At 64.7% G+C, this 17307-nt stretch carries 16 protein-coding genes and 1 pseudogene; 11 read left to right on the top strand and 6 right to left on the bottom strand.

All coding sequences use genetic code 11. From position 1 onward, the window contains the following. Positions 1-48: 48 nt before the first annotated feature. The gene (locus M1E10_RS13860; protein WP_499177012.1) at positions 49-1461 is read left to right on the top strand and encodes an FAD-binding oxidoreductase; all 1413 of its coding nucleotides are present in this window, start codon (positions 49-51) and stop codon (positions 1459-1461) included. Positions 1462-1476: 15 nt separating this feature from the next. On the opposite strand, the gene M1E10_RS13855 is transcribed toward M1E10_RS13860, so the two are convergent. The 3 genes and pseudogenes from M1E10_RS13855 to M1E10_RS13845 all read right to left on the bottom strand — a co-directional run bounded on the left by M1E10_RS13855 (position 1477) and on the right by M1E10_RS13845 (position 5255). Beyond that, positions 1477-3432: a DEAD/DEAH box helicase gene (locus tag M1E10_RS13855; RefSeq protein ID WP_499177011.1), complete on the bottom strand. Its 1956-nt coding sequence runs from the start codon at positions 3430-3432 to the stop codon at positions 1477-1479. A gap of 123 nt (positions 3433-3555) precedes the next feature. After that, positions 3556-3915 (bottom strand): DUF5368 domain-containing protein, encoded by a 360-nt coding sequence (locus M1E10_RS13850; RefSeq protein WP_499177010.1) that lies wholly within the window; start codon positions 3913-3915, stop codon positions 3556-3558. Positions 3916-3927: 12 nt separating this feature from the next. Next, positions 3928-5255 (bottom strand): annotated as a pseudogene (locus tag M1E10_RS13845) (NAD(P)/FAD-dependent oxidoreductase). Positions 5256-5461: 206 nt separating this feature from the next. Here M1E10_RS13845 and M1E10_RS13840 point away from each other — a divergent pair. The 5 genes from M1E10_RS13840 to M1E10_RS13820 all read left to right on the top strand — a co-directional run bounded on the left by M1E10_RS13840 (position 5462) and on the right by M1E10_RS13820 (position 7438). Further along, on the top strand, positions 5462-6250 hold the full coding sequence (locus M1E10_RS13840; RefSeq protein WP_499177009.1) for an SDR family oxidoreductase: 789 nt from the start codon (positions 5462-5464) through the stop codon (positions 6248-6250). 122 nt (positions 6251-6372) lie between these two features. After that, a complete protein-coding gene (locus M1E10_RS13835) occupies positions 6373-6633 on the top strand; it encodes a hypothetical protein (RefSeq protein WP_499177008.1) in 261 nt (86 codons plus the stop codon). Positions 6634-6679: 46 nt separating this feature from the next. Next, the gene (locus M1E10_RS13830) at positions 6680-6868 is read left to right on the top strand and encodes a hypothetical protein (protein WP_499177007.1); all 189 of its coding nucleotides are present in this window, start codon (positions 6680-6682) and stop codon (positions 6866-6868) included. A 47-nt stretch (positions 6869-6915) separates the two neighbouring features. Further along, positions 6916-7191, top strand: a complete 276-nt coding sequence (locus M1E10_RS13825; protein ID WP_499177006.1) for a BrnT family toxin — start codon at positions 6916-6918, stop codon at positions 7189-7191. Next, a complete protein-coding gene (locus M1E10_RS13820) occupies positions 7160-7438 on the top strand; it encodes a helix-turn-helix domain-containing protein (protein WP_499177005.1) in 279 nt (92 codons plus the stop codon). The genes M1E10_RS13825 and M1E10_RS13820 overlap by 32 nt, the downstream gene beginning before the upstream one ends. Before the next feature lie 36 nt (positions 7439-7474). On the opposite strand, the gene blaOXA is transcribed toward M1E10_RS13820, so the two are convergent. Further along, positions 7475-8299, bottom strand: coding sequence for a class D beta-lactamase (blaOXA, locus tag M1E10_RS13815; RefSeq protein WP_499177004.1), 825 nt, complete (start codon positions 8297-8299; stop codon positions 7475-7477). Positions 8300-8697: 398 nt separating this feature from the next. Here blaOXA and M1E10_RS13810 point away from each other — a divergent pair, with 398 nt between their 5' ends. From M1E10_RS13810 to M1E10_RS13795, 4 genes are all read left to right on the top strand, one after another. Continuing rightward, positions 8698-9990 (top strand): Hsp70 family protein, encoded by a 1293-nt coding sequence (locus tag M1E10_RS13810; RefSeq protein WP_499177003.1) that lies wholly within the window; start codon positions 8698-8700, stop codon positions 9988-9990. 38 nt (positions 9991-10028) lie between these two features. Beyond that, a complete protein-coding gene (locus tag M1E10_RS13805; RefSeq protein WP_499177002.1) occupies positions 10029-10916 on the top strand; it encodes a uracil-DNA glycosylase in 888 nt (295 codons plus the stop codon). A 138-nt stretch (positions 10917-11054) separates the two neighbouring features. Beyond that, on the top strand, positions 11055-11246 hold the full coding sequence (locus tag M1E10_RS13800; RefSeq protein ID WP_499177001.1) for a hypothetical protein: 192 nt from the start codon (positions 11055-11057) through the stop codon (positions 11244-11246). A gap of 31 nt (positions 11247-11277) precedes the next feature. Beyond that, entirely contained in the window at positions 11278-11430 is a 153-nt protein-coding gene (locus M1E10_RS13795) for a hypothetical protein (RefSeq protein WP_499177000.1), read from the top strand. Between the two features lie 4 nt (positions 11431-11434). Here M1E10_RS13795 and M1E10_RS13790 read toward each other — a convergent pair whose 3' ends face one another. Then, positions 11435-12373 carry a DMT family transporter gene (locus M1E10_RS13790; RefSeq protein WP_499176999.1) on the bottom strand — a complete coding sequence of 313 codons (939 nt, stop codon included), beginning with the start codon at positions 12371-12373 and terminating at the stop codon, positions 11435-11437. 214 nt (positions 12374-12587) lie between these two features. Continuing rightward, on the bottom strand, positions 12588-13871 hold the full coding sequence (locus M1E10_RS13785; RefSeq protein WP_499176998.1) for a WcaI family glycosyltransferase: 1284 nt from the start codon (positions 13869-13871) through the stop codon (positions 12588-12590). A 662-nt stretch (positions 13872-14533) separates the two neighbouring features. Here M1E10_RS13785 and pepN point away from each other — a divergent pair. Beyond that, positions 14534-17182, top strand: coding sequence for a M1 family metallopeptidase (gene pepN / locus M1E10_RS13780; RefSeq protein WP_499176997.1), 2649 nt, complete (start codon positions 14534-14536; stop codon positions 17180-17182). Positions 17183-17307 lie beyond the last annotated feature (125 nt).

Here is a 17307-nt window from a genome sequence, read left to right as displayed (position 1 = left end):
GGCCAAGTCTTGCATTTGCGTGCCGAACCTTAGCAGAGCAGTTCCCGCATGACACTCATCGGCTCCCCCTCTCCCTTCACGCCCCAGGACCTGCTGGAAGCCCTGTCTCGCCTGCACCCCGACCTGACCATCCTCACCGCCGAAGACCTTGCCGGCCGGCACCCGGGCGAGCATTCCGAGAATTTCGGCGCGCAGGCAATGGCCCAACCGTCCTCGACGGAGGCCGCCTCGGCGCTGGTGGCCTGGTGTGCAGCCCATGGGGTAACGATCGTGCCGCAGGGCGGACTTACCGGACTGGTCGGCGGCGGCATCAGCGGGCCGGGCGAGGTGATACTGTCGACGGCACGTCTCAACCGCATCCTGTCGATCGAGCCGGAAGAGATGACGGCGACCGTCGAGGCGGGGGTGACGCTGGAGGCGCTGCAGCAGGCGGCGGCACTGCACGGGTTGACGACCGGGATCGATCTCGGATCGCGCGGCACCGCCACAGTCGGCGGCATGGTCTCCACCAATGCCGGCGGCATCCTCGCCTTCCGCAACGGTGTCATGCGCCATCAGGTCCTCGGCCTGGAGGCGGTGCTGCCCTCCGGAGACATCTTTTCCGACCTCACCCGCGTCGTGAAGGTGTCCGCCGGACCGGACCTGAAGCAGCTCTTTATCGGCGGCGAAGGCGCCTTCGGCTTCGTCACCCGCATCGTGCTGACGCTGGAGCCGCAGCGCGCGCACCGCGCCACGGCGCTGGTCGGCGTTGCCGATGCCCGCACGGCGCTGGCGCTCGTGCGCCACTTCCGCTCGCTCCCCACCGTCACGCTGGAAGCAGCGGAGATGATGTGGCCACGCTACATTCGCGACCATGCAGCGCTAAAGGGGCTGGACCTGTCGTGGCTGGAGGCGGATGCAGCCGCCCTTCTCATCGAAGTCTCGGGGGAAAGCGTGGAGGCGGCCACCGCAACACTCGAAGAGGGTCTGGAGCAGCTATGGGAACCGCTCGACCTCAAGGGCGGCATCGTGGCGCAGTCGCTCGATCAGGCACGCAAGTTCTGGGACATCCGCGAGGATTCGGGCTTCTACTACGCCGAAATCCCGCTGGCGGCCTCCTTCGACATCTCCGTGCCGCCGCTCTTCCTCGACGCCTATGTGGCCGGCCTCGAAAGCCGCCTGAAAGAGATCAATCCGACCTATGCGGCTTATGTCTACGGGCACATCGCCGACGGCAACCTGCATCTGACGCTGATCAGGAAGGGGCCGCTGCCGGAGGCGGAACTGCAGGCCGTCGAGCGGGCCGTCTATGCCGGCATCCACGAGGCGGGCGGCAGTTTTTCGGCAGAGCATGGGGTGGGGCTGGAGAAGCGTCACGGCTACGAAAGCTTCGTGTCGCCGGAGAAGAAGGCCCTGGGGCGGGCGCTGAAACAGGCCCTCGATCCCAAGGGCCTGTTCAATCCTGGCAAGGTGCCCTTCTAGGCACCCTTCATTTCGTTACTTGCGACGGTCGGGGCCGCCGTTCGCCTGCTTCGGCTTGCCCTTCTTGGCAAAGGGCTTGCCGTCGCTGGCGTAAGGCTTGGCGTCCTTGTTGAACGGCTTGCCTTCCTTCTTGAAGGGGGGCTTGCCCTTGAAGGGGCGGTCGCCGGCCGGCTTGTCCGATGGCCGCTCGTCGCGGATCTGCGGCGCGCCGGAGAACTTCTTCTTCGGCTTGCCTGCCCAGTCGTCGCGGGCGCCTTCGCGCGCCTGACGATCCTCATAGGACTTCTTGGCGTAAGGCTTGGATTCGGCCTGGCGGCTGAAGTCCGGTGTGCCGTCGAGGCGCGTCACGCGGATGCCGCGCTCCAGCGTCTTGTCCTTGCCGATGGCTTCGGCGAAGCTTTCGGCGTGGGCGGCGGAGATCTCGACGAAGGTTTCCTCCGTCTGCATCTTGATCGCACCGATTTCGGTCTTGGTTAGATTGCCGTTGCGGCAGAGCATGGGGATCAGCCAGCGCGGCTCGGCATTCTGCTTGCGACCGACGGACAGCGAGAACCAGACGGAGGGACCGAATTCGCCGCGCGGCGTGCGAGGCGTGCTTTCGAACTCGGGACGACCGTCACCGCCTTCGCGGGGCTTGCGGACAGCACCCGGCTGCACGGAAACCTCGATCAGATCCTCGGGCGCCGACTGCTTGGAGCGGTAGAGGTTGACGAAGGCGGCCGCGAGCTTCTCGGCGCCATAGGTCTCGGCGAGCCGTGCGACGATATCCTGCTCCTCCTCGCGCGGCTTTTCCAGGAAGATCGGATCGGCGAGCAGGCGTTCCTGGTCGCGACCGGTCACCTCTTCAGCCGACGGCGGACGGTCCCAGGTCGGCGTCACGTCGGCGCCGGCGAGCAGGCGCTCGGCCTTGCGGCGCTGGTTGACCGGCACGATCATCGCGCTGATGCCCTTGCGACCGGCGCGGCCGGTGCGGCCCGAGCGGTGCAGCAGGGTTTCGGAATTGGTCGGCAGGTCGGCGTGGATAACGAGGTCGAGGCCCGGAAGGTCGATGCCGCGGGCGGCGACGTCGGTGGCGATGCAGACGCGGGCGCGTCCGTCGCGCATGGCCTGCAGCGCATGGGTGCGCTCGTTCTGCGTCAGTTCGCCCGACAGCGCCACGACGTCGAAGTTGCGGTTGTTGAAGCGGGCGGTCAGGTGATTGACGGCGGCACGCGTCGAGCAGAACACGATGGCGTTCTTGGCGTCGTAGTAGCGCAGCACGTTGACGATGGCGTTCTCGCGGTCGGCCGAGGCGACGAGCAGGGCGCGGTATTCGATATCCGCATGCTGCTTCTCTTCAGACGTGGTGGCGATGCGCACCGCATTGCGCTGGTAGCGCTTGGCGAGCTTGGCGATGCCGGAGGAGACGGTTGCCGAGAACATCAGCGTGCGCCGTTCTTCCGGCGCTGCTTCGAGGATGAACTCGAGGTCTTCGCGGAAGCCGAGGTCGAGCATTTCGTCGGCTTCGTCGAGGACGGCGACGCGGACTTCCGACATGTCGAGCGCCTTGCGGCGGATGTGGTCGCAGATGCGGCCGGGCGTGCCGACGACGACATGGGCGCCGCGCTCCAGCGCGCGGCGCTCGTTGCGGATGTCCATGCCGCCGACGCAGCTGGCGATCACCGCGCCGGTCATCTCGTAGAGCCATTCGAGCTCGCGGTTGACCTGCATGGCCAGTTCGCGGGTCGGAGCGATGAGAAGCGCCAGCGGCGCGCCGGCGCTGCCGAAGCGTTCGGCATCGCCCAGCAGGGTCGGCGCCATGGCCAGGCCGAAGGCGACCGTCTTGCCGGAGCCGGTCTGGGCGGAGACCAGCGCATCGGCGGTGATGAGGGCCGGGTCGAGCATGGCCTTCTGCACGGGGGTGAGCGTTTCGTAACCGCGCTTCGTCAACGCCTTGGCGATCGCCGGGACGGCGCCATTCAGTTCTGACATATACCTGTCTTTCGGATTTTCCTGCGCATCTGCGCGCGTGGCTGCAACACTCGCAGCTCTACATGGCGCAGTTCCTACTCAGGGAAACGGCAAATGTCAAAGCTTGTGGTGGTTTGCGCCGGATCAGCGCGCGTTCTGCGGCGGCCCCCGCACCAGTGACTGGGCCGTATAGACGAGAACGGCAAATCCGAAGGCGCCGAGGAGGGCAACGCCCAGCAGCACGATGACGTCGATCGCCCCGCCGATGTCGCGCAGATGGGAGTCCGTCACCACCTCGACGAAGGCCACCGCCGCGACCGCACCAATGGGCATCGACAGCTGCGCCAGCAGGAAACGGCGCATCGAAAACGATCGGTCGCGGATCAGCACATAGACATAGAGGACGGTGATCACGGCAACGGTTGCAACAAGGGCCCAGAACAGAACCGGGCCGAACATCTCCTGGAATACGGCGATCAGGGTCGCCAGCGTCAGTTCCTGCATGTCCGTCTCCCCTCAGGCCCTGCCGCGCAGCATGGCGTTATAGGTGGCCTTCAGCGCCACCTCCTTCATCAGCCAGCTGATCCACAGCTCCTCCAGCGGCGCGATGACGCCGGGGAAGGACTGGATCAGGTTGTTGTTGTAATCGAACTCCACCAGCATGGCCCGGCCGACGCGGGTGATCAGCGGGCATGAGGTGTAGCCGTCATAGGCCAGCGTCCCCTCGCCGCCCGAAATTGCCGCCAGCAGATGGTCCTCGACCACCGGCACCTGCCATTTGACGCTGGCCGCCGTCTTGCCCTTCGGCACGCCGGCCACGTCGCCGAGCGCAAAGACCTCGGGGAAGCGCCGATGGCGCAGCGTCTTCTGATCGACCTCCACCCAGCCCTGATCGATCCATTTATCGCCCCAGGAGAGGCCGGATTGGCGGATGACGTCGGGGGCCCGCTGCGGCGGGATCACATGCAGGTAGTCGTAGGGCATTTCCACCGTGCCGGTCACGCCGGCCGCATCGGTGGTGGCGAAGGTCGCCTGCTTGCGGCCCGCGTCGACGGACTTCAGCACATGGCCGAAATGGCTGGCGATGCCGCGTTCGGCAAACAGCATCCGCACCTTCTCCGCAACGATCGGCACGGAGAAGAGCGCCGTCTGCGGCGCGGCGTAATGCATCTCGTATCTGCCCTTGCCGACGGTGCGGCTGGCGATGTCCTCGATCAGGAAGGTGTGCTTGAGCGGGGCTCCGGCGCATTTCATCTCGGTTGCCGGGCGGGTGAAGAGGCGATGCCGCCCTCTTGCGTGAACTTCGACGCGGCCTCCCAGGTCTTCGCCGCATACTCGGAACCGGCATACAGAGCACCGATGCCGTTCTTGCCGACGAGATCGAGCGTGAAACCCTCGATGGCGTCATGGTCGAGCACGAGGCCCGGGGCCACGACGAGGAAATCGTAGGAGAGAACCTGGCCGCCGGCGGTGGCGACCGTCTTTGCCACCGGGTCGATGGCGGCGGCGGGCTCGGCGATCAGCGTGACGCCGCGCGGCAGCCAGTCGGTGGTCCGCGACAGGGTGTAGGCGGCAGGCTTCAGGCCGGCGGCGACGAGCGACAGGCCGGGCTGGTAGAGATGTTCGGCGCGGCCGTCGATCACGGTGATCTGAGCCCCCTCGAGGCGCTCGACCAGCCGACTGGCGAGAGCCGTCCCGGCGGCACCGGCACCGATGATGACGATATGGGCCTTCGTCTGCAGCCTCTGCGCACGGGCCGGCAGCCCCGCCGAAACGGCAGCCATGCCGGCTGCGGCGGCGCCGAGAAAGGCGCGGCGGCTTGCCACGAGGCGATCCAGGCTCATTCTTGCTCCTCCCGCATTGCCCCCGCACTCCCGGCGGTCATCTCCGCGCCGGCTGCTCGCGCAGGGGCTTTCGCTGCAATATGCATCCCTTCCTGCGGCGCGCGCCTTGACCTAGGTCATTTTCCCGCCGACCTGCCCTTTCCGGAACCGGCCGGCGCCGGTAAGTTCCGCGCGACATGATTTTGAAAGCAGAGAAGGACTAGACCATGGATCTCGGAATCTCCGGCAAGCGCGCCCTCGTGCTCGCCTCCTCGCGCGGCCTCGGCCTCGGCATTGCAACGGCGCTGGCGCGTGAAGGCGCGCATGTGCTGCTGGTCGGCCGCACGGAGGAACGCCTTGCCGAGAACTGCAAGACAATCATTGCCGAAGGCAAGGGCAAGGCCGACTGGGTCGGCGGCGACCTCTCCGATGCCGATTTCGTCGCAACGATGGTGAAGGCCGTAGAGGAGAAGCTCGGCGGCATCGACATCCTCGTCAACAACACCGGCGGCCCGACGCCCGGCACGGCGGAAGAGATGACCGCCGAGAAGCTGGAAACCTTCTTCCAGTCGATGGTGCTCAGGGTGATCACGCTCACCAATGCGCTGCTGCCGCAGATGAAGGCGCAAGGCTTCGGCCGCATCCTGACAGTCGCCTCCTCCGGCGTCTTCGAGCCGATCCCCAACCTTGCCCTGTCGAATACGCTGCGCGGCGCACTGGTCGGCTGGAACAAGACGCTCTCGGCGGAAGTCGCGCCGCACGGCATCACCTCCAACATGATCCTGCCCGGCCGCATCCATACCGACCGCATCGACGAGCTGGATGGCGCCAACGCCAAGCGCCAGGGCAAGTCGATGGAAGACGTCCGCGCGGCTTCGCTCAAATCCATCCCGACGGGGCGTCTCGGCACCGTCGAGGAATTCGGCGCCGCCGCCGCCTTCCTCTGCTCGGCACCGGCAAGCTACGTCAACGGCACGATGCTGCGCGTCGATGGCGCCGCCTCCAGGTCGATCTGACACCTCTCGGCCCGCGCCTGGCGCGCGGGCTCCGCCTTTCCGTCCGCCAACCGTGGCCACTGGCGCCGCTTCCGGCGGCTGCTATAGTGACAGCCGAAAGAACCATTCCACGGGAGGGGACCATGGATCGCCTACGCACAGGGATGATCGGCGTCGCGGCGCTGATCATCGTCACCGGCCTTGCCTGGATCGCCCATGGCACCGGGATGATCCGACTGCCGGCCACCGGCTTCATGAGCGAGCTCAGCGTCTGGACCATCAACGGCGCCCTCGTCGTCGCCTTCGGCCTGATCGTGCTCTTCGGCGCGTGGCGGCTGCTGCGCGACCACCCGCATCCGCCTTCCGATTACGCCGAACCGGAAGACGGCCAGATCCCCGGCTGATGCCGGAACCCATAACCTTGGGTCAATCCTTGAAGGAGAGGTTTTTATGAAAATCCTGCTGATCGTCATCGGCGCCATCGCCGTGCTGATGGGCGTGATCTGGATGGCCCAGGGCAGCGGCATCTTCCCCTACCCCGCCTCCAGCTTCATGATCGACCAGTCGCCCTGGATTGCCTATGGCGCCGTGCTGGCACTCGCAGGCGCCGCGCTCATCTGGGCGGGACGGCGGCGTTAGACATTTCGTCTTGCTTGATATACGGAATTTCCGTATAGTGAGGCATCATGGAGCAACCAGGATTTGATCCCGTCAAGGACGCGGTCAATCGAGAGAAGCACGGATTGCCCCTCGTTTTCGGGCATCGGATTTTCATGGACGACAACCATCTCGTCATTCCGTCGATCCGTGAGATCGATGGTGAGGAGCGCTTCAAAGTAGTCGGCATGGTTGAGGGAAAACTGTTCACCGCAGTTTTTGTGTGGCGAGAGAGCCTACCCCGTTTCATCTCGGTGAGAAGGAGCAACACGGGTGAAGAACGAGCCTATCACACTGGCGGCTGATCCGGCCGACGCGGAAGACTTCGACGTCAGCGCCGAAGCTATGGAGCGCGGACAGCGCGCCCGGCTAATCCGCAAGACACGGACCGGCCTGGGCCTGTCGCAGTCCGCCTTTGCTCACCGGTTTCGGGTGCCGGTCGGCACTCTGCGCGACTGGGAACAGGCCAGGGTTTCCGCGCCCGACTTTGCCATCGCCTATATCCGCGTCATCGGGCTGCATCCGGACATGGTGGCGGAGGCCATCGCCTAGCATAGGCCACCGCCAACTAGCGCTTGCTCGATCCGCTCACTCGCGCCCGGCCAGTATCCCCGGCAGGTCGTCGATCACGCTGTCGCGCACCTGCGGGCTCAACGGCTGGTCATGGGCCCGGTTGGCCACATGCAGGCGGGCAAAAACGACTTGCCTGCCGTCCCGCTCCGCCCAGCCGACGAACCAGCCGAGCGGCCGGTCGGACGCGGGCTTGCCCGCATCGTCGCGCAGCCGGCCAGCGCCCGTCTTGCCGTGCACGGTCCAGCCGTCGGCTGCCGCAAAGCGCGGCGTGATCGCCTGCGTCATCTCCATGGCACGCTCGGAAATCGGCAGTTCGCCGCCGAGGAAGCGGCGCAGGAAGGCCACCTGCTCGTCCGGCGAGATCTCCAGCGACGACATCAGCCAGCTTTCCGTCAGGCCATCCGTCCTGCCGGGGCCGCCCGCCACATCGCCATTGCCGTAGTCGAAGCCGCGGACGTAGTCGCCATACGCCTTCTCCCCCAGCCGGCGGGTCAATTCCTGCGAGTACCAGACCACCGAGTCCGCCTCCCAGCTTGTCGGATCAGTCGCCTTCTGCACCCGCTTCGGGGCGTTGAACTTCTGCTGGTATTCCCAGCGCGGCGTCGGCTCGTCTTTCAGGATGCCGGCGTCATAGCCCATCATGGCCAAGGGCAGCTTGAAGGTCGACATCGGATAGACGCGCCGGTCGCAGTCACCCTCGCGGTGGATCGGTTCGCCGGTGGCCGCGTCGATGACGACGGTGCAGCGGATCGGATCGGCTGCGAGCGCCGGCAAAGTGCCGGCAAACAGCGCCGAAAATCCCATGGCGGCGGCGAACAGGCTGCGTCTGCGCAGGATCATGGTGAGGCTCCTCTCGTTTGACGCGCGCCTTATAAGCGGCTTGCATCAATACAGGCAATCGATGATCGCCGGCCAGGACTGCGGCAGGGACAGAGAGGCGCAAAGGCAGCGGACGATCTCCCCCCTTGTGGGGGAGATGCCCCGAAGGGGCAGAGGGGGGTAAAGCCGCAGGCACTGAGGGCGGCGCTTCACCCCTTCTGTCGGCTCCGCCGACCTCTCCCCCCTCTCCCCCAGATGGGGGAGATCGAACTGCGCCCACCCTTGCCATCCCGCCCTGCCTGTGCGATCAGGCGCGCTCTCAAATTCATTCGGGGCGCGCGCACAACCGCGCCCTTTGCCGTTTCCGGGGCCACCACGCCCGGGATCGGGCCACCACGGACAAGAGCAGGAGTATGACCATGGCACGGACGCTGGGGCTGGATTTCGGCACGACCAATACCGTCATGGCGCTTGCCGCCGGCGGTGGCTCCACCGATTCGATGGCGTTCACCAGCAGTGCCGGCACCACCGACACGATGCGCACGGCGCTGTCCTTCATGAAGGATCCGCTGATGGGGGCGCAGGCGCTGAAGGTGGAGGCGGGCCAGGCGGCGATCCGCCAGTTCATCGACAATCCCGGCGATTGCCGCTTCCTGCAGTCGATCAAGACATTCGCGGCAAGCGCCCTCTTCCAGGGCACGCTGATCTATGCGCGGCGCCATCAATTCGAGGATCTGATGGAGATCTTCCTGCGGCGGCTTTCCACGTATGCCGGCGAAGGCTGGCCCACCGATGCCACGCGGATCGTTGTCGGCCGTCCGGTGCATTTCGCCGGCGCCAGCCCCAACGAGACGCTGGCGCTGGAGCGCTACAACGCGGCGCTGACGCGGCTCGGCTTTCCGGAGATCCACTACGTCTACGAGCCGGTGGCGGCAGCTCACTACTTCGCGCAGACGCTGACGCGGGACGCCACCGTGCTGGTGGCTGATTTCGGCGGCGGCACCACCGACTATTCGCTGATCCGCTTCGAGCGGCAGGCCGGCCGGCTGACGGCGACGCCCATCGGCCATTCCGGCGTCGGCATCGCCGGCGACCAGTTCGATGCGCGGATGATCGATCATCTCGTGGCGCCCGAGATCGGCAAGGGCAGCCAGTTCAAGAGCTTCGACAAGGTGCTTGATGTGCCGAGCAACTACTACACCAGCTTTTCGCGCTGGAACCAGCTGTCGATCTTCAAGGGATCCAAGGAATTCGCTGACCTGAAGTCGCTGATCCGCGCGTCGCTGGAGCCGGAGAAGCTCGAAACCTTCGTCGATCTTGTCGAGCACGACGAGGGCTATCCGCTCTACCAGGCTGTCTCGGCCACGAAGATGGCGTTGTCGCAGTCGGAAGAGGCGGAATTCAATTTCGCGCCGCTCGGCCGCGCCGGGCGCAAGACCGTGCGCCGCGACGCCTTCGAGGGCTGGATCGCCGACGATCTCGTGCGCATGGAGGGAGCACTCGACGAGGTACTGGCCAAGACCAACACCGAGGCTTCCGCCATCGACAAGGTCTTCCTCACCGGCGGCACCTCCTTCGTGCCAGCCGTCCGCTCCATCTTCACCCGCCGCTTCGGCGACGAGAAGATCGAGAGCGGCGGCGAGCTTCTGTCGATTGCCCACGGCCTGGCGCTGATCGGCGAGAGCGACGATCTGGAGCAATGGGCGGCATGACGCTTTCCCGACGCCCTGGCCTTCGCTAGAGTGGCGCCATGATCCAGGCGAAAGACCTCGAAGCCGGCGAACTCGCAGCGCTTCTGCATTTCTATGCGGATGCGGGCGTCGACTGGCTGCTGGAAGATTCGCCGATCGACCGGTTCGAGGAGTTCCAGGCGCAGCAGGCGGCCCGCGAGCAGGTGCGCCGGGCGCAGGTTCCGGTACAGGCAGAGCCCGAGGACCGGAAGGCGCCGTCGCGCGCAGCCGCCGCCTCCGCGCCGCTCAATCCTCCGCCGTCCGTCGCCGTGCCCGACGATCAGGCGGTAGCCGCGGCGCGCTTTGCCGCCGACAGCGCCCGCACGCTCGACGAGTTGAAGACGGCGATCGAAGCCTTCGGCGGCTGCAACCTGAAGAACAGCGCCCGCTCCACCCTCTTCATGACCGGCCAGTTGGGCTCCCGCATCCTGGTGATCGGGCCGATGCCGAACGCCGAGGACGACCGCGACGGCGCGCCCTTTTCAGGCCGGCACGGCCAGCTTCTCGACCGCATGCTCGCGGCCATCGGCCTGTCGCGGCAGACGGTCGCCATCACCAACATCATTCCGTGGCGGCCGCCGGGCAACCGCATGGCATCGCCGGCAGAGACTGCCATCTGCCAGCCCTTCATCGAGCGGCAGATCGCGCTGGCGGAGCCGGATCATTTGCTGCTGCTCGGCAATTTCCCGGCGCGCTTCTTCTTCGGCGGCAGCAGCGGCACGATCCACAGCCTGCGCGGGCAATGGCGCGACGTGACCGTGGCCGGGCGGACAATGCAAGCTCTGGCGACGCTGCACCCGCAGGAGCTGCTGATGGCACCCGCCAACAAGGCGCTGGCCTGGCAGGACCTGCTGCTGTTTTCGCAGGCACTGCGCACCGGCAGCTCCGCAAGCCAGCCCGAAATTTGATCAATGTAAAAGGATTATGAACATAGCCATGCTGATGGCGCATGGCAGTGTAGCCTTTAGGCGGCTTGCCGAATCGATGCTGCACCGCAATATGGAGACTGTGTTTTGGGAGGAACTCTAGGTCAAGGAACCAAGGCCATGACGATCCGCTCGCGCCCGATCCATTCCGGCTTCGAAAGCCTCCGCAACACCGGCCTCTCGCCGCGTTCGACACAGGGCTATCATCATTTCGGCTCGGTCACCAATGAGCAGCTGTCTGCCCGCGCCATGGCCGGTGTCGGCAGGATCACGCGCCCGGCCTCCATCTTCACGGATTTCCGCGAGCGCTGATCGCGCCGCGTCCCAACACAGGACGACCCCCATGACCGGCATTCACCCCTTGCGCGCCCTGCGGCAGACCTGGACCGACGTGGGCACGGCCGTCAGCGCCGCCCGCGAATTCCGCCAGGCCGGCGCTGCCCGCATCGACACCGTCGTTGCCGCCAATCCGCAGACTGCCGCCATCCCGCTCTGAGCGATCAGTTCGGCGGAGACGACGCTTTTCGGGCTGCCTTGCGCTCCAGCCCCAGCCTGTGCTCGCGGTAGACGATGAAGATGCCGGCGGACATGGTGATCCCCGTGCCTACCACCATCGGCAGAGTCGGGATATCGTTGAAGAACACGAAGGCGATGACGATCCCCAGCAGGAACGACGTGTATTCGAACGGCGCCACTGCCGACACGTCGGCATGCCGGTAGCTCTCCGTCAGGAAGATCTGCGCAATCCCCCCGAAAATTCCAGCCGAGATCAAGAGCACCGCCTGCTCTCCCGTCAGCACGGTCCAGCCGAAGGGCAGGCTCACCAGGGAAAACATCGCCCCGGAGAGCGAGAAATAGAAGACGATCGTCGGCGTCTTTTCGGTCTGCACCAGCTGGCGCACCTGGACCATGGCAAGCCCGCTCAGCACCGCCGCCAGCAGCACTGCCGCAGCCCCCAGAGCCTGGGTCGACTGAAATCCGCCCTCCTGAAACAGCGTCAGCTTCGGCCAGGAGACGATCAGCACGCCGAACATGCCCGCTACCACCGCACTCCAGCGATAGACGCGCACCTTCTCGCCGAGAATCACGGCGGCGAAGACGACGGCCATCAGCGGAGAGGCATAGCCGATGGCAATGGCTTCGGGGAGCGGCAGATGAACCAGTCCGTAGAACCCGAAGGCCATCGACAGAATGCCGAAGAAGCCGCGCTTCAGATGGCCGAAGGGCCTCTCCGTCTGCACGGCGGTGCGCAGGTCGCGCTGCCATGCCAGGTAGGCGATGATCGGGATCAGCGCGAACGCCGAACGGTAGAAGGTGATCTGCCCCGCCGGAACGCCCTCCCCCGCGCCCTTGATGCAGGCCTGCATCATCACGAAGATCATGACGGAGAGGATCTTGAACATGATCCCCCGCAGGGGATTGCCCGCTTCGACGGTCATTCTACACTCTTGGAAATGCGACCAGACGCGAGGTCATGGGAGGCGGGAGCAGTTGCGGGGAAGATCTAGCGCCTGCGAGAGTAAAGGAAATATCTCCAGCTCGACATCAAAACTGATGATGGACCGATCAATAACGGTGACTGGAAGGAGCCTGCCGCGCCCCCCATTGCGTCTAAGCCCGGCTTCGGGCGTGGCGACGCTTGGCGGGAGGGAACTATCGCGGCGCGCGGCGAAAGCGCTTCAACGGTCTCACTTCGGCCGGCCTGGTGGCACGTCCCCGCTCCACCAGCTCATGCAGTTCCTGCATCAGCCGCTCGACCACCGTCTTTTCGCTCCATCGCTCCTCGGCGCAGGCCCGGGCCGCGCGCCCGTAGCGTTCGCGCAGATCAGGATTGTCGAGCATGACCTCGATTGCGGTGGCAAATGACGCTACGTCGTCCGGTTCGGTCACCAGGCCGCACCCCTCCACCTCCTGAGCAAGGCCGGTGCCGGGGGCCGCCGTCGCGATGACGGGACGGCCCGAGGCAAGCATGTTGATCAGCTTCGAGGGCAGCAGCAGGTCGGCCGCGCTGCCGAGTTGCGGCAGGAGATGGACCGTCGCGAGGCCGACGAGATCGCTAATCCGCTCACGCGGCTGGAGATCGCGGAACTGGATGTTGGGCAGGCCCTCGGCCCGCGTCTCGAGCGCCGCGCGGTTGGGCCCCTCGCCGCAGACGACAATGGTCAGGTCCTGGCGGTGGACCAGCTGCCGTGCTGCCTCGACCAGGATCTCGATGCCCTGCTTGTTGGCGATATTTCCGGAGTAGAGCGCCACGTGCTCGGTCGTGATGTCCCATTCGGCGCGATAGGGAGACGGCTCCGTCAGTGGCCTGACCTTGGACAGATCCCCTGAATTGCGAAACTCGACCACCCGCTCGGCGGGCACGCCCTTGCTGATCAGGTGCTTGCACATCTGCGGTGAAATGCTGCTGGCGCGGTCGAATGACCGGAGCACCGTCGATTCAAACTTCATCGCGAGTCGCGCGATTACGCCCTTGTCGCTCAGCAATTGCGTAGCGAACGCCGCCTCGACCTCGAAATCCTGGACGTGCAACCAGGATTTCGCCCCCGAGAGGAAAGCGGCAAGACGCCCGCAGGGTGCGGCGATCAAGGACGGCGCGATGCAGAAGACGACGTCGGGGCGTCCGCCGATCGCCGCTTTCAGCACGGGGAAAAGGCAACTGAGGGCGAAGCTGACATGATGCAAGATGCGCCGGGCGCTGCTGGGACGGGCGGGAACATAGAGCGGGCAACGGATCACCGTCACGCCATCCTCTACCGACCGCTGATAGGCCTGTCTGGCACCGGGCAGAAGTTTCCAGGCCGGGTAGTAGGGTTGCGCGCAGACGATCGTGACCTGATGGCCCGCTGCAGCCATGGCCTTGGCCATGCCCTGCGTGTAGACCGCGATCCCGATCTTCTCCGGCGCGTAGTTCAGCCCGACGATCAGGATCTTCATGCCCTCACCTCCCGAGCGGACACGGGATAGTGACCGGCAAAGAGGCAGGCGATGTCCGAAAGGTGCACGATGGTGATGAAAACCCGCATTACACTACAACGCCAGCGATCTAAGTTAACTCTGCTTGCAGACGCTCCGTCTACAAACCGGTTCCCCACAAAGTGAAACACATAGCGAGATAACTACCGCAACGCAACATAAACGTGTTTGATCAATACTTTAAATTTCAGTTCTTTGAAAAAGAAACAGAGACGGGACTGTTTGCAGCCGCGCAATCCTCATAGCTTAGATTTGATGAGAACACGGCATATGCGGACGTAACCGTCGAACTTCAATCGGTTTGCTGACGATCGCGACCTGTTTCTCCGTCCCGACAGCCGTATTCCCTTCACGAGCACACGGAGAGTACCAAAAATGGCAAACTGGAACTGCAAACTCCGTTAGCATCATGTTAGCATCCCATTGGTACGGTCCGTCCATCCCTGCCGCTGAAAGGATTGCCCCTGTGTCTTCTTCTGCTGAACGCCCGACTCCTCAACCGGCGCGCTCAATTAGACGGATCGGGGCACCCCAGGCATCATCCGAATCCAATTCCCGCAACTGACGCCGCCAGACGGCCTTTGAAGCAACCTCTTCAGCTACGAATAGGAAGTCGTGTACTTATGAGTACATCTGAAAACAAGATCGTCGAACTGGCTCACTATCGTCCCACGGATTTTGTTCTGGAGCGGGTCGACCTCACCTTCGAGATCGATCCAGCGAATACCAAGGTCGATGCACGGCTGATCTTCCATCGCCGCGATGGTGTCGATCCCGCAGCACCCTTGGTGCTCGATGGCGACGAACTGTCGCTCTCGGGGCTGCTGCTCGACCAGAACGAAATTCCGGCTGAACAATACACAGAAACCACTCAGTCGCTGACGATCAGCGACCTGCCGGCAAGCGGGCCGTTCGAGATCACCGTCACCACCTTCATCAACCCGCAAGCCAACAGCCAGTTGATGGGCCTCTACCGTACCAATGGCATCTACTGCACGCAGTGCGAGGCTGAAGGCTTCCGCCGCATCACCTATTTCCCGGATCGCCCGGACGTTCTGGCACCCTACACGATTACCATCATTGCCGACAAAGCCGCCAATCCGCTGCTGCTCTCCAATGGCAACTATCTCGGCGGCGGCAATTACGACGAAGGCCGGCATTTTGCCGCCTGGTTCGACCCTCATCCGAAGCCTTCCTACCTGTTCGCCCTTGTCGCCGGCGATCTCGGCGTCGTCGAGGACAGCTTCACGACGATGTCCGGCCGCGACGTGGCGCTGAAGATCTATGTGGAGCACGGAAAAGAGCCCCGCGCAGCCTTTGCCATGGATGCGTTGAAGCGTTCGATGAAGTGGGACGAGGAGCGGTTCGGCCGCGAATACGACCTCGACATCTTCATGGTCGTCGCCGTCTCCGACTTCAACATGGGGGCCATGGAGAACAAGGGCCTCAACGTCTTCAACGACAAATATGTGCTGGCGGACCCGGAGACGGCGACCGACCAGGACTACGCCAATATCGAGGCGATCATCGCCCACGAGTATTTCCACAACTGGACCGGCAACCGCATCACCTGCCGCGACTGGTTTCAGCTCAGCCTCAAGGAAGGCCTCACCGTCTATCGCGACCACGAGTTCTCCGCCGACATGCGCTCGCGTCCCGTCAAGCGCATTGCGGAAGTGCGGCACCTGAAGTCGGAGCAGTTCCCCGAGGATGCGGGGCCGCTGGCTCATCCCGTTCGCCCGACCAAATACCGCGAGATCAACAACTTCTACACGACGACCATTTACGAGAAGGGCTCGGAGGTGATCCGCATGATCGCCACCCTGCTCGGCGCGGAGAACTTCAAGAAGGGGCTCGACCTCTACTTCGAACGGCATGACGGCGACGCGGCAACCGTCGAGGACTTCGTCAAATGCTTCGAGGACGCGACCGGCCGCGACCTCAGCCAGTTCTCGCTCTGGTACCACCAGGCGGGCACTCCGCTGGTCACCGCATCGGGCGCCTACGACGCGACGATGGCGACCTTCACGCTTTCGCTGGAGCAGATGGTGCCCGCAACGCCGGGACAGCCCAGCAAGGAGCCCATGCATATTCCGCTCTCGTTTGCCCTGATCCTTGCGGACGGCACCGTTGCTACCGCGACCTCGGTCACGGGCGGCGAGGTCACGGGAGAGGTGCTGCACCTGACGCAGCGCAACCAGACCTTCACATTCTCCGGCATCGCCTCGCGGCCCGTGCTGTCGCTCAACCGCGGCTTCTCGGCACCGATCAACCTCCATCTCGACCAGAGCCCGGATGATCTCGCCCATATTGCGCGCCACGACCCGGATCTCTTTGCCCGCTGGCAGGCGCTGACGGATCTGGCGCTGCCGAGCCTCATCCAGGCCACGCGCGACACGCAGGACGGCAAGACCGCCGAGACGCCTTCGGCCCTGATCTCGGCCCTGATCGAGACCGCCGATGACGAGAGCCTCGAGCCTGCCTTCCGCGCCCAGGTGCTGACGCTGCCGAGCGAAGCCGATATTGCCCGAGAGCTCGGCAAGAACAACGACCCCGACGCCATCCATGCGGGCCGTACCAGCGTTCTGAAAGCCATTGCAGAGGCCGGACGCTCGACCTTCCAGCGGCTCTTCCAGACGATGCGCCCGGATGGCGCCTTCAGCCCGGATGCGCAGGACGCTGGAAAGCGGGCGCTGCGCAACATCGCCCTCAGCTACCTCACCTATGCCGAGCAGTCGCCAGCACCGGTGGCGGAAGCCTTCAGCGACGCCGGCAACATGACCGACCTCCTGCAGGCGCTCACCCTGCTTGCCCATCGCTTCCCGGATTCCGCCGAAACCGAAGGCGCGCTGGGCGCCTTCCTGACCCGCTTCGACGTCAATCCGCTCGTCATCGACAAGTGGTTCGCGGTTCAGGCCACCATCCCCGGTGCCGCGACCCTCGACCGCGTCAACGCGCTGATGGCGGACCCGCATTTCACGCCCGGGAACCCGAACCGTGTACGCTCGCTCGTCGGCAGTTTCGTGTTTGCCAATCCGACCGGCTTCAACCGGGCCGATGGCGCTGGCTATCGCTTCCTCGCGTCCCAGATCCTCTCGATCGATCCGAAGAACCCGCAGCTGGCTGCACGGCTTCTCACCGCGATGCGCTCCTGGCGGTCGCTGGAGCCGCAGCGGGCCGACCATGCCCGCTCCGCGCTGCTGACGATTGATCGAAGCGCGGCGCTGTCCAACGACGTCCGCGATATCGTCGAGCGTATGCTAAAAGGCTAACCCTTCTCCCGCTGCAACCTATGAGTCCAGCGGGAGGCCAACAATATCAGAGTCTTAAGAAAGTCTTACCAAATCTCTGGACACAGCGAATCACTCATGATTCATTGAGTCAGATTCGGGCGAGC

This window comes from Rhizobium sp. PK7-22 (genome assembly GCF_056530405.1).
Note: the sequence above shows the minus strand (reverse complement) of the source record. Positions and strands in the feature narration are given on the sequence as shown.

Excerpts from the sequence above, each read along its gene's own strand:
- M1E10_RS13785 (WP_499176998.1), bottom strand. The coding sequence starts at position 13,871 with ATGAAGATCCTGATCGTCGGGCTGAACTACGCGCCGGAGAAGATCGGG.
- M1E10_RS13860 (WP_499177012.1), top strand. The coding sequence starts at position 49 with ATGACACTCATCGGCTCCCCCTCTCCCTTCACGCCCCAGGACCTGCTG.
- blaOXA (WP_499177004.1), bottom strand. The coding sequence starts at position 8,299 with ATGATCCTGCGCAGACGCAGCCTGTTCGCCGCCGCCATGGGATTTTCG.
- M1E10_RS13825 (WP_499177006.1), top strand. The coding sequence starts at position 6,916 with ATGGAGCAACCAGGATTTGATCCCGTCAAGGACGCGGTCAATCGAGAG.
- M1E10_RS13790 (WP_499176999.1), bottom strand. The coding sequence starts at position 12,373 with ATGACCGTCGAAGCGGGCAATCCCCTGCGGGGGATCATGTTCAAGATC.
- pepN (WP_499176997.1), top strand. The coding sequence starts at position 14,534 with ATGAGTACATCTGAAAACAAGATCGTCGAACTGGCTCACTATCGTCCC.
- M1E10_RS13795 (WP_499177000.1), top strand. The coding sequence starts at position 11,278 with ATGACCGGCATTCACCCCTTGCGCGCCCTGCGGCAGACCTGGACCGAC.
- M1E10_RS13800 (WP_499177001.1), top strand. The coding sequence starts at position 11,055 with ATGACGATCCGCTCGCGCCCGATCCATTCCGGCTTCGAAAGCCTCCGC.
- M1E10_RS13855 (WP_499177011.1), bottom strand. The coding sequence starts at position 3,432 with ATGTCAGAACTGAATGGCGCCGTCCCGGCGATCGCCAAGGCGTTGACG.
- M1E10_RS13835 (WP_499177008.1), top strand. The coding sequence starts at position 6,373 with ATGGATCGCCTACGCACAGGGATGATCGGCGTCGCGGCGCTGATCATC.
- M1E10_RS13805 (WP_499177002.1), top strand. The coding sequence starts at position 10,029 with ATGATCCAGGCGAAAGACCTCGAAGCCGGCGAACTCGCAGCGCTTCTG.
- M1E10_RS13850 (WP_499177010.1), bottom strand. The coding sequence starts at position 3,915 with ATGCAGGAACTGACGCTGGCGACCCTGATCGCCGTATTCCAGGAGATG.
- M1E10_RS13840 (WP_499177009.1), top strand. The coding sequence starts at position 5,462 with ATGGATCTCGGAATCTCCGGCAAGCGCGCCCTCGTGCTCGCCTCCTCG.
- M1E10_RS13830 (WP_499177007.1), top strand. The coding sequence starts at position 6,680 with ATGAAAATCCTGCTGATCGTCATCGGCGCCATCGCCGTGCTGATGGGC.
- M1E10_RS13810 (WP_499177003.1), top strand. The coding sequence starts at position 8,698 with ATGGCACGGACGCTGGGGCTGGATTTCGGCACGACCAATACCGTCATG.